We start from the raw sequence: 15,103 nt of genomic DNA on the forward strand, positions 1-15,103 counted from the left end.
TGACCCACTGTGCAATATCCAAATGGGCGATGGTGTCACCGTCGAAGGGAGGTAGGTTCACCGGATGCCGCACGGCTCAGTTTCTGGCACAAGCGCTGCATCGACGCCCAGCATCTCTGTCGAGACTCCGTCGATCGCAGCCACGAACGGTGCCGTCACCGAACAATCGGTGGACACCGACCGCATCGAGCGAGCGGTCAGGGAAATCCTGCTCGCAATCGGCGAGGACCCCGACCGCGAAGGCCTGCAGAAGACGCCGAAGCGAGTGGCCCGCATGTATGCGGAGGTGTTCGCTGGACTGCAGGAAGACCCCGCGCATCATCTCAAGGTGCAGTTCGAGACCGGCCACGACGAGATGGTCATGGTGCGTGACATCCCCTTCTATTCGATGTGCGAACACCACCTCATGCCGTTCGTCGGCCGGGCCCATGTGGCCTATATCCCCGGCGAGCGGGGCATGATCACGGGGCTGTCGAAGCTGGCACGTCTCGTGGAGGCCTACGCCCGCCGGCCTCAGGTGCAAGAACGGCTCACGACTCAGGTCGCCGACAAGCTGATGGAGGTGCTTGAGCCGCGCGGCACCCTCGTGGTGGTCGAGGCCGAGCACCAGTGCATGTCGATGCGGGGAGTGCAGAAGCCCGGGTCGCTCACCATCACCTCAGCCGTGCGCGGCCAATTCCGCAACACCGCAACCCGTGCGGAGGCGATGCACCTCATCGGCATCGGCCGCTAGCGCATCGGTCGGTGCAGACCGGGACCAGCAGCGGCCCCCGAGCGCTGTTCGACTTGGAGAAAGCGTGAACGTAACCGCGGCGGCGCTGGCGGGCCCGCCACAGCTCGGGCGCAGCGTGCTGGTGAGCCCAGGGCAAGCGGCACCCTCGCCGTGGAGCGCCTGCGAGCGTCTCGTGGTACGGCCGGACGCCTTCACCATGGAGGTCGGGCGACGCCTGCGTGACGCGTGGTCGAGGCGGGTCCCGCTGGTGGTGGAGCTTGAGGGCGATGTGCCCGGCGGAACGCCGGTGTGGGAGGCCCGCTGGTGGGAGCTCAGCGTCGGCATGACGATGCGAGCCGAAGTCCTCTCGCACCTGCTGTCCTCCAACGTCGTGGATGCTCGGGATGCGCGCCGCGCCCGGTTCGCCCCCGTCGACGCAGCCGTATCGCTCGGAGCGCAGATCTGCGCAGGTTCGGGCGAGGGCGACGTCGTTACCGACAGCGGGCCGGCGTGGTGCGACGGGGGACCGTTGGACGCGTTCGATCTCACCCATGGCGTCATCCCCGCCGCAAATCTCGCCGCGGGGAGCCTGGCAGTCGTTCGGCCCTGTGCACCGGAGGCTGATCTGGCCGGCGATCAGCGCGCCGCCGTCGGTCATCTGGGCGGTGCCGCCTGCATCGTCGCGCCAGCAGGGTCTGGCAAGACCCGTGTGCTCACCGAGCGGGCGCGCTATCTCGTGCGAGATCTGGGCGTCACCCCCAGCGCTGTGTGCCTAGTGGCGTTCAACGTGCGCGCACGGGCCGAGATGCAGGAGCGCACGACCGATCTTGCGGGACTCGAGGTGCGCACGCTCAACAGCCTTGCGCTGGCAATCTGCAACGGCTCGGGCCCGTTCGCCCGACCGGCACGGCACGGGCGCGTCGAGGTGATCGACGAGATGGGAGTGCGGCAGCGTCTCGATGGCATCGTCAAGCGTCGGCGGCGGGCCATGACCGACCAGTTGGCCCCGTGGCTGGAAGCGCTCAGCGCATCCCGGCTGGGTTTGCGCGACCCGGCCGAGGTTGAGCAGGCCTTCCAGCCCGACGTGTCCGATTTTGTGACATTGGCGCCGCGTTACGTCGACGACCTCGCCGCCGATGGACTCGTCGACTTCGATCAGCAAATCGTTCGGGCGATCGACATCTTGCTGAGGGATCCTGCGGCGCGCGCAACGGCGCGGCGTGTCTGCGGCGTGCTGCTCGTCGACGAGTTCCAAGACCTGACACCGGCGCACTTGCTTCTGATCCGGTTGCTCGCCGGTCCGCGAGCCGACGTGTTCGGCGTCGGCGACGACGATCAGACCATTTACGGCTACTCGGGGGCGTCGCCGCAGTGGCTGATCGACTATGAGACGTATTTTCCCGGTGCGAAGCGGCATCCGCTGCATGTCAACTACCGCTGTCCGAGGCCGGTTGTCAGCGCCGCAGTCAATCTGCTGTCGCACAACCGCCAGCGCATCGACAAGCAGATCAGCGCTGCCGGGATAACCGATACCGATGCCGATGCCGATGCCGCCGACGCTGACGCCGCTGACGGCGCTGCCGCTGACGCCGCTGACGCCGACGATCTGCTGATCGTCACCGGCGTTGACCCAGCGAGCGCGCTGCGCGACGCGGTCATGGCTCTGATCGATCGCGGGGCGCAGCCTTCCGAGATCGCAGTGCTGGCGCGGGTCAACAGCACCCTGCTTGTGCCACAGATCCTCTTTGCCGAGATGGGTGTAGCTGCTGACGCGCCGCTCGGGCGGGGGTTCTTGGAACGAACTGGCGTCTCGGCAGCACTTGCCTGGCTGGCCCTCGCGATCGCACCGCAGCGTGCGCTGCCGCCTCAGTCGCTGTCGGATGCCGCACGCCGACCGCCTCGCGGTATCTCACCGCGTGTCATCGAGTGGATCGGCGAGCAACGCAGCGTGCGGGAGCTGCGCGCCCTGGCCGGGCGCCTCAGCGACGAGCGCACCGCGGGCAAGATTCGCGAATTCGCCGACGATGTCGAGTTGCTCTTGGAACTCGCGGGCGGTGAGAGGCTCACGACGCGGCAGATCCTGGAATTCGTGCGCGATGAACTCGGACTCGGCAACAGCCTGGACACTCGCTTGGACGCGTCCCGGCGGTCAGTCGATCGCTCTGCTCATGGTGACGATCTGCGCGCCCTCATCTCAGTCGCCCACCTGCACCCCGCGCCGGCAGGTTTCAGCGGTTGGCTGTCCGATCGGCTGTCCGAATCCGGGGACCGCGAAGCTGCCGGATTCGGTGTGGACTCCCAACCTGCACGCGGTCGCGCCGACGGCAGATCGTCGACTCGGCGTCCCGGTATCCGGCTGGCAACGGTCCACAAGGTGAAGGGCCTCGAATGGCCGCATGTCATCGTCTATGAGGCGTCGGCGGGGCTCATGCCGCACCGCCTCGCGCAAGATGTCGAGGAAGAACGACGCGTGTTTCACGTCGCGCTGACCCGTTGCTCGCAATCAGTGACGCTGGTCTGCGACGATCCGTCTTCTTCGTTCGTTGGCGAGCTCAGCAAGTTCGCGCCGCCGGCGCCCTCCGAACCGGCGGCCGGAGCGTCTCATGGTGTGGGACGCAATTCGGGCGCCGATGCTGATGGCACAGCCGGGACTGCGGCGACCTTGTCGGGCATCGGAACCTCAAGCTCGCCTCGCAAGCCCAAACCCCAGCCACCGACTGATCCGCGTGATGCGTTGCTGTTCGAGGCATTGCGCGCCTGGCGCCTTCAGCGAAGTCGAGCAGATGCTGTCCCGGCGTTTGTCGTATTCGGGGATGCGGTTCTCATTGCCCTCGCGGCCCAGCGGCCCCGCAATGACGCCGAACTCCTGGCCGTGCCGGGCATCGGTCCGGCCAAACTCGAGGCCTACGGCGCGGAGGCGTTGGCCATCATCGCCGAACACGCCTGATAAAGGCCAACGGCACGAATCACAGGCTGTCGACCGCCCAGCGGGAACCGAATTAGACCGCGAGCGGGCCCTGGCCAGCCAAGAATCGCTGGGCCATCACCATCAGCACCACCCAGTACTCAGTGCCGGGCACAAGAGCGTCCAGCGTCACTTCGGCAGTGATGTCGTGAGCGTCGGGATGGCCAGCCGCTGCGACGCCTTCGACGGTGATTGGCGGCCCGCCTTCAAGCAGCGTGAGGAACGGCGCAACCGGCACGTCGAACACAGCATCGACTTCGTCACGAGCGACCGCATAGTCCGCGAGCGAGCGGTCGTCACGCAGCAGGTACACGCTGATCAACTCACAATTCAGCGTGCCCTCACCGCTGTTGTCCGCCACTCTGCGGACTCCGAGGGGCACGAGATCGCTGGTGTCTGGAGCAACGCCAAGTTCCTCGGTCAGTTCTCTCACTCCATCAAGCGGTGTCTCCCCGGCGGCCAAGTGCCCTGCCGCGCTGATGTCGAGCAGCCCCGGATAGGCCGCCTTGGAGCGTGATCGTCCCTGCAGCACGGCTGTCGGCACGCCGTCGCGCACCGTCACGATGAGGCAGTGGAAGACGCGGTGCCAGTCGCCGCGCTCGTGGACCTCTGCCCGCGGCGCGGTGCCAAGGCGCCGCCCGAGCTGGTCGGTGAAGTCCAGGAGTTCTACGCCTGGAGCGCTGTCAGTCATCGAGCCATTGTCCCTGCTGGCGACTCCAGCGGCGACGATGCCAGCGGCTACAGCAGCTCGGTGTACTTGTCCAAGATCGGCAGCACGGTGTCGGCGGGCGCCGGCGGCAGTGCGAGCACGACGCGGGTGACACCCAATTCGGCCAGGCTGTCGAGGATCTCGGGCTTGGGGGGCGTACCGAACTGTCCAATCTCGATCTCATCGGGATCGCGGCCCGCTTCGATCGCGGACTCCCGGATCTGCTTGATGGGCACGTCCAGGTCGTAACGGCCTGAAATCGGCATCCAGCCGTCGCAGAACTCCACGATGTCGGCGATGGTGCGCGGACCTGCGGCGCCGCCCAGGATCACCTTCGGGCCGCCTTCCTGCACAGGCTTGGGCCATTGCCATGACGAGTCGATGTTCACCCAGTCGCCGTGGAACTCGGCCTCGTCCTTTGTCCACAGCTCGCGCACGGCCAGCATCGTCTCGCGGGTGACTGCGCGCCGGTCGGTGTACTTCACGCCGTGGTGGGCGAGTTCTTCCTTGTTCCAGCCATAGCCGATGCCCAAGATGAACCGGCCATTCGAGATCCGGTCGACGGTGGCGGCTTCCTTGGCCAGCCAGATTGGATCGCGCTGGGCAACGAGCGTGATCCCCGTGCCGAGCATGATGTTCTCGGTCACCGCCGCGGCGGCACCCAGCGATACGAACTGGTCGTGCGTGCGCCAGTACTCCTCGGGCAGCGGAGGTGCTCCCTCGCGGCCGCCCCATGGTGTCTCGCGGCTAGTGGGGATGTGGCTGTGCTCGGGGAACCACAGCGACTCGAAGCCCCGTTCCTCGGTGGCCTTGGCCAGCTCGACTGGCCCGATGGCCTTGTCGGTGGGAAACATCATCACGCCGATTTTCACGGTGGTCCTCCTCGTGATTGGCGAACGTGGCCGGTTGTGGCCGTCGCTGAGAGTAACGGCCACGAGTCGGACGTGCCCGGTTGCGCACCGGCCGTGGTGCGTACGTCGTTTCAGCAGCGCGGAGTGACGTCGGGCGTTACAGCGGCGTGGCGTAGCGTGTTGCCGGATCTCCAGGGGCACGTTGCGTGGGCACCTAGCAACGTGCGGGCTCGACGACCTGGGGGCCGGACGACCTGGAGGCACAGTGAAGATCACCATCGACGTCGACAAGTGCATCGGCAGCGGTTCGTGCGAGATGATCGCCCCAGGCATCTTCGAGGTGGGCAACGACGGTCTCGTGCAGCTGCTGGACGACAGCCCCAGCGCCGAGCAGCACAGCGCAGTGCGCACCGCGGCAGCGAGCTGCCCCACCCAAGTCATCTCGACGGACGACTGAGCCCCAACGCAGATCAGGGCCCGACCGCAAAACAAAGCGCCGGACGGCGCCGCGCGACCGGGTAGCACCACAACCCGACACGGCACCGCTCGCCCCAGAAACGACACAGGCCGATCGGACCGCCACCGGTACGCTCGAACGCGAGAGCTGGCCCGCCAGCGCTCCGTCAACTCTTCAGACTCGGGAAGTGGCGCAGCTTGGTAGCGCACCTGCTTTGGGAGCAGGGGGTCGTGGGTTCAAATCCCGCCTTCCCGACCAGTTGGCCGTTGCAGTTCTATGATGTCTATATTGTCACCGATTGCCAAATCATGTATGTTTTGGACAAGAGGTGATCGGCATGCTCCGAGAAGTTGAGGGCGAGGATTCGGCCTCTCTCGCTATCGGACCGGCAAGGCCGCTCGGGCTCTTCACTTCGCGAGTTAGCGCGTACGTCGAGTGGCTGAATGTGTGGGGCCTTGCGGGCTCGACTGCCACTCCGTCCGGCCTCAGTTCGCAGCGGCATCGCGATGAGCACGAGTTCAGCGCCGCTGGGGCGCTGAGCGCGATCGGGGATCGCTATCAGCGGCCCGACCCGGAGACCCTGCTGCTCAACGCGTACCGCATTCACGCAGGAAGACAAGCCCTGGTTGACCAGGGAACCTTCACCGTCAAAGAAATCGCCTCGACGCGAGATCGCCCCACAAATACCGTTCACAAGCAAATTCAGCGCGCCTGCGAGCGCGGCGCTCTCTTCACGGTTGCGGTCAACGGCGAGAAACATGTGCCTGCGGTCCTCCTTGACGAGGCACTTGAAGTGCGTGAGAAATGGGAACCTGTGGTGTCAACGCTGAGAAGCGCCGGCATGACCGGTTGGGGAATCTGGCGTTGGATCGCTGAGCCCAACGCCGGATTGTCAGGCGAGATTGCTGCTGATGTGATCGAGACCAATCCTGACCGCGTCGACGCGGCAGCTCAGCGCCGAGCAGCTCAACTAGCAGAGTGACCTGTCCCGATCCGGCAAGCTGCCGGGTCCTGCATCCCGATGCCCCGGTTGCCTTGCGACCCCTGGCCATCCCCGCAGAGACAACGTGGTTCAACGTGTCGCGCCGTGAGGGAGTGTTCAACCCAAGCGGGGATGGCGACAGTCGATTCGCGCCGCTGTTCACGCTCGACGCTCAGGCGGTCCCCTACGTCTATCTGGCGCAAAACCCCATCGGCGCACTATTGGAGACTGCACTGCACGATGTTTGGGGAACCACCTCAGCCGTGCAGCGTGTGGACCTGAGCGGGCGCTGCCTGCGTCGCCTCACGTGCATGACCGACCTGAGGGTCGTCGACCTGCGAAACCATCAGCTCGTCAGATGCCAGCTCGAACGGGAAGAGCTCGTATCCAGCCCTTCAGAGCATTACGCGTGCACCCGCCGATGGGCGGATCACCACGCCCGATCCGAGATCGAAGGAGAGCCGATCACCGGGTTGATCTGGCATTCCCGCCAAATGGAGGTTGCTGCCGCCCACGCGAGAATTCCGATGCAAGTCCTGCTGAGCAGTGTCGAACAGGCCGCTCATACCGCTGTCATCTACGACACTGCTGGCGAGGGCGACCGCCATTTTGACGTCTCGATCGAATACGACGACCTCGGGACTGGGGCCGGACTGGAACTCGTCGGCGAACTGTGCACGGACCTAGGCCTCTGTATCGAGTACTAGGGCTGCGTTTGTGCGGCATTCGATTTCGGCCGCACGCCCGGAAAGGGCGCACTGAGGATCAGAGTCGTAAGTGCAGGCTTTGGCGCAGCGAGTTGGCTGCTGATTCACCTGTCGCCCATTTGGGACCGCGAGCGCCGCGCATGGCTCGACAAGGCCCCTGGAACGAGCGCGGTGCAGGATGTTCCACACGCATGGCGGCACACTGACGGCCACGCGCATTCACTGGTTGCACGACTGTTGCACGGTGGTCGGTGTCAGTGCCCGCTGGGCGGGCGGTGACAGTTACGGGGGTGGCCGGGTCGGGGGTTGGAGCCGGAAGCGGCCGGTGTTGGGGTTGTGTTTGACGGCGAAGCCTTCTTGGTGGATCTTGTCGTGGCATCGGTTGCAGACCGACACGAGGTTGCCGTAGTCGGTGGGGCCGTCGTCCTGCCATTCGATGATGTGGTGGGATCGGCGTGCCGTCAGACAGACGGGCCTTGGTGAGCTGGTGGTTCACCATGTCGTAGTCCGCCACGACCAGCAGCGAGGTGCCTGCAGGCCGCTGCGCGTCAGGTTCGAGGATCAGCTTCGCTATCGCGTCGGCAGTGCGCTGGGGATGGCTGGGCCGCGCTGCGGGGTCTTCGTGGTGGTACAGGTGGCGCTCCATTGCTGCGATCACCGTCGCCAGCCGAGCGCCGGTGACGCTGTCGAATTGTGCGTTGAGCACGACCATGCCGTTGTCACGGCTCGTGAACACTCGCCCGGTGCGCGCCTGACGCTGCTGCTCGAGCACCGAGGCACCGTCGTCGCTGCTGTGGTCGGCCACATGGCGTGCCACGGTGCGACGGAACTCGTCGCAGCCCTCGTGCTGTGCCCGCTGGGCCAGGAACCCTTCGTCGATGGGGCCCTCAGTTGCTGCACGCGCGATCAGCTGTGCATGGCCGGCAGGAACCAAGCCGCTGGCCAGACCCTTACGCGTCGCGTCCAGTTCGCTCAGCGCCATCGCTGCCTTGACATCCCCACGCGCAGCGCGCCCTGAAATCAACAGCGTGTCTTTGGCGGTGTGCTCGGCGACAGACGCTCCCTTGCGGCGGGCGATCTCGCCCAACGCGGCCGCTTTCATTGCCGCCAGCGCCGAATCGGCCCGCCCGAGCTCTCGCAACCGGGCACGCAAACCCGCATCGCACAGCCCCGACACATCCACCGAGTCCACACGCACCCCAGCGACCGCAGCCCTGCCCTGCGAACCGGATTCTCCGCCGCTCTCCATGAGAACAAACGTACGAGAGGGGTGTTACAGCCATGATGTTGGGGTCAGCAGTCGGGCCCGGGATGGCCACGTTGACACCGATCATCCCCACGGGCGCTTCCCGCCGGAACCGCCGTGCCGCCCCGCGTGTGCACAGCACCCTCGGACCCGCTCGTGAGTGGGTGGAGGGACGGCGATCCAAGCCGATGGCTGTGGCACACAGATAACGTGTGTCACAATTACTGTGGCACAGCAGGAGACTGATGGGCATGCGAAACATCACGGTGACAATTGACGACGACACGCACCGGTTGGCGCGCATTCGCGCTGCTGAGTTGGACACCTCGGTGTCTGCGCTGGTTCGCGGCTACCTCAGGCGTCTCGCAAGTGGCGATGGTGGCGTGCTGGATGACGACGAGGACTCGCCTGAGACGGCACAGCAGCGGCGGAGCAGGCATCTTGACGACGTGCTGAGCGTCATAGCTGCATCTGCTGGTGGCTTCCGGACGGCTGACAATCTGTCGCGCGAAGAACTGTACGAGCGCAGTGCGTCTCGTTGACACGGACGTCCTGCTCTATGCGGCAAGTCCCGCGCCCGACGATGCCGCCAAGCACGGACTCGCCGTGGCGCTGCTCAAGCAGCCCGACCTGGCGCTCTCGGTGCAGGTGCTGGCCGAGTTCTTCGTTCAGGCCACTCGACGCAACCGCCCCCATGCCCTCAGTGCCGAACTGGCGATGCGCTTTCTCAGCGTCTTCGACGACTTCCCGGTCCAGCCGATCACGGCCGAGGTCTTTCGTGCTGGTGTGTCGCTCAGCCAGCGCTTCGGGCTGTCCTACTGGGATGGCGCGATTCTTGCTGCTGCCCAGGCATTGGGCTGCGATGCCGTGTACTCCGAGGACATGAGCGCACAGCAGGACTACGACGGCTTGCGGGTCATCAACCCATTCGTCGAGCAGTGACGGCCATCGAAGCGTCCGGGTGTCGCAGATCGCCCGACGGGATCACCAACCGGCGCGGTCAAGCAGCTCCTTGAGCCGGCGCTTCGCCCGGTGCTCAGTCCGGACGCGTTGCAGCAGCGAATCGAACAATTCCGGCTCGCCCGCATCGGCTGCCAGACGCTGAATTCGAGACATCAGATCGACGGCGGACTTGTATTGGTTGGCCTTCTTGCGGTCGATGATCGCCAGCGCCGCCGAGGCGTAGACCGTGATCGAGTCACGAGGTGAGCGTTGCTCTCGTTCCCTCGCGAGCGTCATCCACATCTGGCTGCTCGTGCCCAGTTGCACAGCCGTGTCCCATGCTTGCTGAGCGTGACCTTCGAAGAGCAGGATCTCCGTCAAGATGGCTGCTGCTGCTGCTGCGGGCGCGGCGGAAGCGTCGTCAGACATGACGTCTTCGGGCACCGAACCATCAGCCGGCGCCCCGTAAGCCAGCAACGTGTTGTCACCGCTCGGATCGAGCCGTCCGAGCAGATGCTTGCGGCCTCGGCTCAGCCAGTCGACACCGGTGTCCTCCTGCTTCAGGCGGCGGTAGTTGCTCAGCGACGGACTCGCCTCAAACGTCTTCCAGTACAGATCGACGGCGGCTTCGGTCTCGCCCCGCTCGCGCAGCTTGCGAGCCAGAAAATCGCGGGTATTACCGGCATGCCATGAGCCGTGCCCCGTGCCTGACAGACCCCGACGGGCCCACTCGACAGCTTCGTCGTCACGGCCGGCCCGTTCGAAGGCAGCGGCGATCTCGACCATGTCGGAGGGGCGAATTCGTTCGCGCCGGTGCGCCTCGACGAGTGCGTCGGGGTCGTCCATGGCAAGCGCCCAACCGATCATCGCTTCACGCAGGCGGGAAACGTCCGACGACCAGCCGTCGTCTTTGGGGTCGATCTGCCGCCATTGGGGCTCGATTGCACGGCGGAACGCGGTCAGCCCTGAGGGGCCGAGCACGTCCGCATATGTCACTGCCGACCGGTAGAATCCGTCCAATTCTGACGTCGTCTCGAGCTTCGCGAGGCGCTTCGCCAGCTTGACCGGGTCTGATGTGCTCTGCTCGCACGCCTGAAGATGCAGATCCGCCAGTCGGTCGGATATAACCGTCAGCCACCCGTCAGAGTCGTCCACAAGGCCCATCGCCGTGTCCGCCCGCCTGTGCGCATATTCAGCGAGCTGCGCTACTGCGGGGCCATGACCTGCATCGCAGAGATCCACCATCGCGTCGATCATTTCGTCGACAATTTCTGCCCACTCGTGAACTTCGTGATAGCTCACATGACGCCCGGCGTCGAAAACGCCCCTGATCCGCTGACGCCATCCATCCAAGTCCGGTCCTATGCCTTGCTCGGACCTTGCTTCGAGCAGCAGGCGTTCGCGTAAGCGCCAATCGTCGGCAGCCTGCTGCAGAACGATCTCTGCCAGCCGTTCGACGTCGAGCCGGTGCACGAACCCCTCGAGCAGGGGGACATCAGGGTCGGCGCTTCGGCTGCGCTGCGACGGCCGCGTTGGCTCGCTCGCGCCTTCGGGACGCTCGCCGGTGCGCAGCAGCGACAACGCCACGGCGACGCAATGCTTGCAGAACGAGCCGTCTTCGGCCGCAGGGCACGAGCACGACCAGTTCAGCGTGTCGGCGTCGAGCCACAACTCAACGTCGTACGGCATTGTTCCGCGCACCGTCGCGCGCACCCCTTTGTCGCTCGCTGCCGCCGATTCCACCCGACGGTCATTCAGGTATCCGACCCCTCGCTGAAAGGAGCGCAGACCGGCGAGTTCCCCGATCATGTGTTCGTCGAGCACTTCGTCCAGCTCGTCTGAACGACTCGATCCGCTCAATTCCCCGATATCGGTCACGACCTGATTTCCTAGTCGATGGCACCGAAGCCACGATGTTCGTGCAATCCGGCCGAGTGACGGGCCATCCCGCCGCAGCACGGCACCGCCCCCTCGAATTCCACCTCGAAATAGCCAACCTCAGTGCCGCCCAGCTCGAAACCGGGCAACAGACTTGACACGAGATACCACTGCACGGATCGTCCCAGCTTGGATGCGCAGACCCGCGAAACGGCGCCGGGCGTCAGATAGGAAAGCGGCGGCGGAGCCAGTCGGCGAGGAGCGGGTCGATGACTTCGAGTCGCTCTTGGGCGCGGCGCACGATGCCGTTGCCGATCAGTTTCTCGGCCGCGTCTTGGGCGCTGCCGGGGGGAAGCTCAAGTGCCGACGCAGCGGCGCCGTAGATACTGCCGCCCGCAGCGATGGCTCGCAGCGTCTCTTGCTGGCCGGTTGGCAACAGGCTGAAGATACGTTCGGAGGCTGCGTCGACGTTGGTGCGCACCTCGGCGAGTGCCGCCTCCCATGCCGGCATATCGGCCGTCTCGCCCGGCTCGACACGTCTCCAGAGGGCATCTGCGAGTTGCATGGCACGTTGGGGGTGCCCGGCGGCGACTGCAACGATCCGGCTGGTGATTCCTCCGGTGTGCCGCTGCGTGGTCTCGAAGCCGTCTTCGACGATGTGGCCGACGGCGGCGTCGCTGAGCGGTCCGATTTCCACGAGGTCGGCTTGAGCGAAGAAGGGCTGGGTCTGCTCGCTGAACAGCGCTCGCATCGTTGAGGGTTCCGAGCCAGCGAAGACGATGCCGAGCGACTGGAAGTGATGCTGCAGCTCGGTCCGCAGCACCCCCGCGCCTCCTTGGATGTTGGCGACGCCTGAGAACTCGTCGAATACGACGAACAGGTCGTGACGCTGCGCTGCTGAGGTAAGCACTCCGAGCAGGTTGCGCAACGACAACACCGGGTCCGGACGATACTTGGGGCTGCGAGTGAGCTCGACGCCTAGCACCCCGATGCGCAGCGCCATCGTGGCAGCGATGGAGTCGAGCGCTCGGCGTACGGGACCGACGACGGACGCGAGACCGCGGTCGACCGCCGCGGCGAAGTCGGCCATCGACGTGAGCTGGTAGAGGTCGATCCACACAGGTTGTGGGCCGACGGCAGCCAAGTCGGCCGCCACGCGCTTGAGCAGGCTTGTCTTGCCGAAACGTCGCGGCCCCACCAACGCGGTCAACCGCCGATCCGCGATTCGCTGGGCGAGATCGACAGCGAGGCTCTCGCGGCCTGTCACCTGCTCGGGTCGCAACGGTCCGTGATGCGGAAACGGACTCCGGTCCATGCCGCGTGCATACTCGGAGATTTTGAGTAAAAACACTCGGAAAAATTGAGCAATATGGCCGCGATCTGGCTATGGGCGATAGCGGGCACTGCTCCCTCAGCGAGCGGTCGGGAATCCCAGGTCGACGCCGCGGTCGGCCGGGTCGGGCCAGTGTTCGGTGACCGCCTTGAGCCTTGTGTAGAAGCGGATGCCTTCGGGTCCGTGCATGTGGTGGTCGCCGAACAGCGAGTCCTTCCAGCCGCCGAACGAGTGGTACGCCATCGGCACCGGAATGGCCACATTCACACCGATCATCCCAACCGGGGCTTCCCGCCGGAACCGCCGTGCCGCACCACCGTCACGGGTGAACAGCGCCACGCCGTTGCCGTATTGGTTGTTCTCGATCAGCTCCATCGCTTCTTCGAACGACTCCACCCGCACCAGGCACAGCACCGGTCCGAAGATCTCGTCCTCGTACACCTTCATCTCGGTGGTGACCTCGTCGAGCAAGGTGGGCCCGACCCAGTAACCGTTCGGGTGGCCGTCCACCACAAGACCACGGCCGTCACGTACCAGAACTGCGCCCTCGGATTCGCCCAGGTCGATGTAGCTGAGCACCCGATCACGGTGCTCTGCAGTGACAAGCGGGCCCATGTCCACAGCCTCGGCACCAAGCCCGGGGCCGATGCGCAGCGCGTCGATCCGCTCGCAAATCGCCTCAGACAGATCGTCGGCAATCGCTCCCACCGCCACGACCACCGAGATGGCCATGCAGCGCTCTCCCGCAGAGCCGTAACCGGCCGAGACGGCGGCGTCAGCGGCCTGGCCGATGACCGCATCGGGCAACACGATCATGTGGTTCTTGGCACCGCCGAGCGCCTGCACCCGCTTGCCGGCCATCGACGCAGTGCGGTGCACATGACGAGCAATCGGCGTCGAGCCCACGAAGCTCACCGCATCGATCCCGGGGTGCTCGCACAGGCCATTCACCGCGTCCGCATCGCCGTGGAGCACGCTGAACACGCCGTCGGGCAGCCCGGCCTCGGCGAACAGCTCGCCGATGCGCACCGCCACCGACGGATCCTTCTCAGACGGCTTGAGCACGAAGCAGTTGCCGGAGGCGATGGCTACCGGGTACATCCACATCGGCACCATCGCCGGGAAGTTGAACGGCGTGATACCCGCCACCACGCCGACCGGCTGGCGGACTGTGTAGGCGTCGTGCTCGGTGCTGATGTCGTCGGTGCGCTCACCCTTGAGCAACTGGCCGATGCCGCAGGCGAACTCCACTACCTCGATCCCTCGCCGCACCTCGCCGAGGGCATCGGCTCGCACCTTGCCGTGCTCGGCCGAGACCATCTCGGCCAGCTCCAAGCGATGCTCCTCGAGCAGCTCCCGGAAGGCGAACATGACCCCGGCTCGAGACGAGATGGAGGCCTCCCGCCAACCGTCCCACGCCGTGCGTGCCGTGCCCACGGCCAAGTCCACGTCGCCCGCGGACGCCATGGGAACCGTGGCGATCACACTGCCGGTGACCGGGTCGGTCACTTCGAACATCGTCTTGGGCGAACCTTGCGTTCGCTGACCGCCGATCCAATGGTCGACTTGCCTCATGAGAGTCCTCCTTGCCGGCAGCGCCCAGTGCTTGACGAGCGCGCCGAATGACGTATTTTCGCAGCCTTGCGGGGTGCACGGGAACGCACTTTGGGGGCGGCGCCGGGAGCAGCGTTGCGAGGTGATCGAAAATGCTCTTGAGAGCGGCGCTTTAAGCAGCGTTGCGGGTTGATCGGGCGTGCTGTAGGGAGCAGCGTTGCGTTCTGCGGGCCGTGGCTAGAGTCCGCGCCATGAGCGATGTGCAACCGATTCCCGCCGACCGGCCGTTCGTCGTGCCCTACATGACGATCGGTGCCCGTACTGACGGTTCGCCCGGCGGTGCTGCCGATGCCATCGAGTGGTACACGGCCGCGTTCGGCGCCCGCGAGGCGCACCGGCAGGCCACACCCGACGGCAGCAAGCTGATTCACGCCGAGATGGTCCTGGGCGACGGTCTGATCTTCCTGGCCGACGACTTTCCAGAGTTCTCCGGCTCGGAATCAGCCCCAGCCGCACTTGGCGGCTCGTCGGTCACCTTGCACCGCTACGTCGACGACTGTGACGCAACCATCGAGGCGGCCGTGGCGCAAGGTGCTGAGTTGACCATGCCGCCGGCGGACATGTTCTGGGGAGACCGCTTCGGCGGCATCCGCGATCCGTTCGGTCACAACTGGTCGATCGCCACCCATGTGCGAGACGCGACTCCCGAGGAAATGGAAGCCGCGGCCGCCGAGATGTTCGCAGGCAGTCCACCAGAAGGCTGATCC

15 protein-coding genes and 1 tRNA gene are annotated in these 15,103 nt (G+C 65.7%); 9 read left to right on the top strand and 7 right to left on the bottom strand.

The genetic code is table 11. The features are described 5' to 3' along the window. Nucleotides 1–64: 64 nt before the first annotated feature. Both folE and ACOOHB_RS02500 read left to right on the top strand, forming a co-directional pair. Complete coding sequence (gene folE / locus ACOOHB_RS02495) at nt 65–733, top strand: GTP cyclohydrolase I FolE (RefSeq protein WP_420443242.1); 669 nt, start codon at nt 65–67, stop codon at nt 731–733. Between the two features lie 64 nt (nt 734–797). Beyond that, on the top strand, nt 798–3,659 hold the full coding sequence (locus ACOOHB_RS02500) for an ATP-dependent DNA helicase UvrD2 (RefSeq protein ID WP_420443243.1): 2,862 nt from the start codon (nt 798–800) through the stop codon (nt 3,657–3,659). Nucleotides 3,660–3,711: 52 nt separating this feature from the next. Here ACOOHB_RS02500 and ACOOHB_RS02505 read toward each other — a convergent pair whose 3' ends face one another. Together ACOOHB_RS02505 and ACOOHB_RS02510 are read right to left on the bottom strand one after the other, a co-directional pair. Continuing rightward, the gene (locus ACOOHB_RS02505; RefSeq protein ID WP_420443244.1) at nt 3,712–4,368 is read right to left on the bottom strand and encodes an NUDIX hydrolase; all 657 of its coding nucleotides are present in this window, start codon (nt 4,366–4,368) and stop codon (nt 3,712–3,714) included. Between the two features lie 47 nt (nt 4,369–4,415). Next, nucleotides 4,416–5,258: an LLM class F420-dependent oxidoreductase gene (locus tag ACOOHB_RS02510; RefSeq protein WP_420443245.1), complete on the bottom strand. Its 843-nt coding sequence runs from the start codon at nt 5,256–5,258 to the stop codon at nt 4,416–4,418. Nucleotides 5,259–5,502: 244 nt separating this feature from the next. On the opposite strand from ACOOHB_RS02510, the gene ACOOHB_RS02515 reads away from it, so the two are divergent. The 4 genes from ACOOHB_RS02515 (at nt 5,503) to ACOOHB_RS02530 (ending at nt 7,383) form a co-directional block, all read left to right on the top strand. Continuing rightward, nucleotides 5,503–5,694, top strand: coding sequence for a ferredoxin (locus tag ACOOHB_RS02515; RefSeq protein WP_420443246.1), 192 nt, complete (start codon nt 5,503–5,505; stop codon nt 5,692–5,694). A 181-nt stretch (nt 5,695–5,875) separates the two neighbouring features. Beyond that, nucleotides 5,876–5,952, top strand: a tRNA-Pro gene (locus tag ACOOHB_RS02520). Nucleotides 5,953–6,031: 79 nt separating this feature from the next. Beyond that, nucleotides 6,032–6,676 (top strand): hypothetical protein, encoded by a 645-nt coding sequence (locus ACOOHB_RS02525; protein WP_420443247.1) that lies wholly within the window; start codon nt 6,032–6,034, stop codon nt 6,674–6,676. Further along, nucleotides 6,673–7,383: an RES family NAD+ phosphorylase gene (locus ACOOHB_RS02530; RefSeq protein ID WP_420443248.1), complete on the top strand. Its 711-nt coding sequence runs from the start codon at nt 6,673–6,675 to the stop codon at nt 7,381–7,383. The genes ACOOHB_RS02525 and ACOOHB_RS02530 overlap by 4 nt, the downstream gene beginning before the upstream one ends. Before the next feature lie 282 nt (nt 7,384–7,665). On the opposite strand, the gene ACOOHB_RS02535 is transcribed toward ACOOHB_RS02530, so the two are convergent. Beyond that, nucleotides 7,666–7,848, bottom strand: coding sequence for an HNH endonuclease signature motif containing protein (locus ACOOHB_RS02535; RefSeq protein ID WP_420444641.1), 183 nt, complete (start codon nt 7,846–7,848; stop codon nt 7,666–7,668). Nucleotides 7,849–8,880: 1,032 nt separating this feature from the next. Between ACOOHB_RS02535 and ACOOHB_RS02540 the strand changes: the two genes are divergently transcribed. Then, on the top strand, nt 8,881–9,171 hold the full coding sequence (locus tag ACOOHB_RS02540) for a hypothetical protein (RefSeq protein ID WP_420443249.1): 291 nt from the start codon (nt 8,881–8,883) through the stop codon (nt 9,169–9,171). Next, nucleotides 9,158–9,571 (top strand): PIN domain-containing protein, encoded by a 414-nt coding sequence (locus tag ACOOHB_RS02545; RefSeq protein WP_420443250.1) that lies wholly within the window; start codon nt 9,158–9,160, stop codon nt 9,569–9,571. The genes ACOOHB_RS02540 and ACOOHB_RS02545 overlap by 14 nt, the downstream gene beginning before the upstream one ends. A 42-nt stretch (nt 9,572–9,613) precedes the next feature. Here the strand turns inward: ACOOHB_RS02545 and ACOOHB_RS02550 are convergent, their stop codons facing one another. From ACOOHB_RS02550 to ACOOHB_RS02565, 4 genes are all read right to left on the bottom strand, one after another. After that, entirely contained in the window at nt 9,614–11,449 is a 1,836-nt protein-coding gene (locus ACOOHB_RS02550) for an SWIM zinc finger family protein (protein ID WP_420443251.1), read from the bottom strand. A gap of 11 nt (nt 11,450–11,460) precedes the next feature. Then, entirely contained in the window at nt 11,461–11,625 is a 165-nt protein-coding gene (locus tag ACOOHB_RS02555) for a hypothetical protein (RefSeq protein ID WP_420443252.1), read from the bottom strand. A gap of 47 nt (nt 11,626–11,672) precedes the next feature. Further along, entirely contained in the window at nt 11,673–12,764 is a 1,092-nt protein-coding gene (locus ACOOHB_RS02560) for an AAA family ATPase (RefSeq protein WP_420443253.1), read from the bottom strand. A gap of 96 nt (nt 12,765–12,860) precedes the next feature. Continuing rightward, nucleotides 12,861–14,357 carry a CoA-acylating methylmalonate-semialdehyde dehydrogenase gene (locus tag ACOOHB_RS02565; RefSeq protein ID WP_420443254.1) on the bottom strand — a complete coding sequence of 499 codons (1,497 nt, stop codon included), beginning with the start codon at nt 14,355–14,357 and terminating at the stop codon, nt 12,861–12,863. A 230-nt stretch (nt 14,358–14,587) separates the two neighbouring features. On the opposite strand from ACOOHB_RS02565, the gene ACOOHB_RS02570 reads away from it, so the two are divergent. After that, the gene (locus ACOOHB_RS02570; RefSeq protein WP_420443255.1) at nt 14,588–15,100 is read left to right on the top strand and encodes a VOC family protein; all 513 of its coding nucleotides are present in this window, start codon (nt 14,588–14,590) and stop codon (nt 15,098–15,100) included. Nucleotides 15,101–15,103: the final 3 nt, after the last annotated feature.

The organism is Candidatus Poriferisodalis sp., from assembly GCF_965215815.1.
Classification (GTDB): domain Bacteria; phylum Actinomycetota; class Acidimicrobiia; order Acidimicrobiales; family Poriferisodalaceae; genus Poriferisodalis.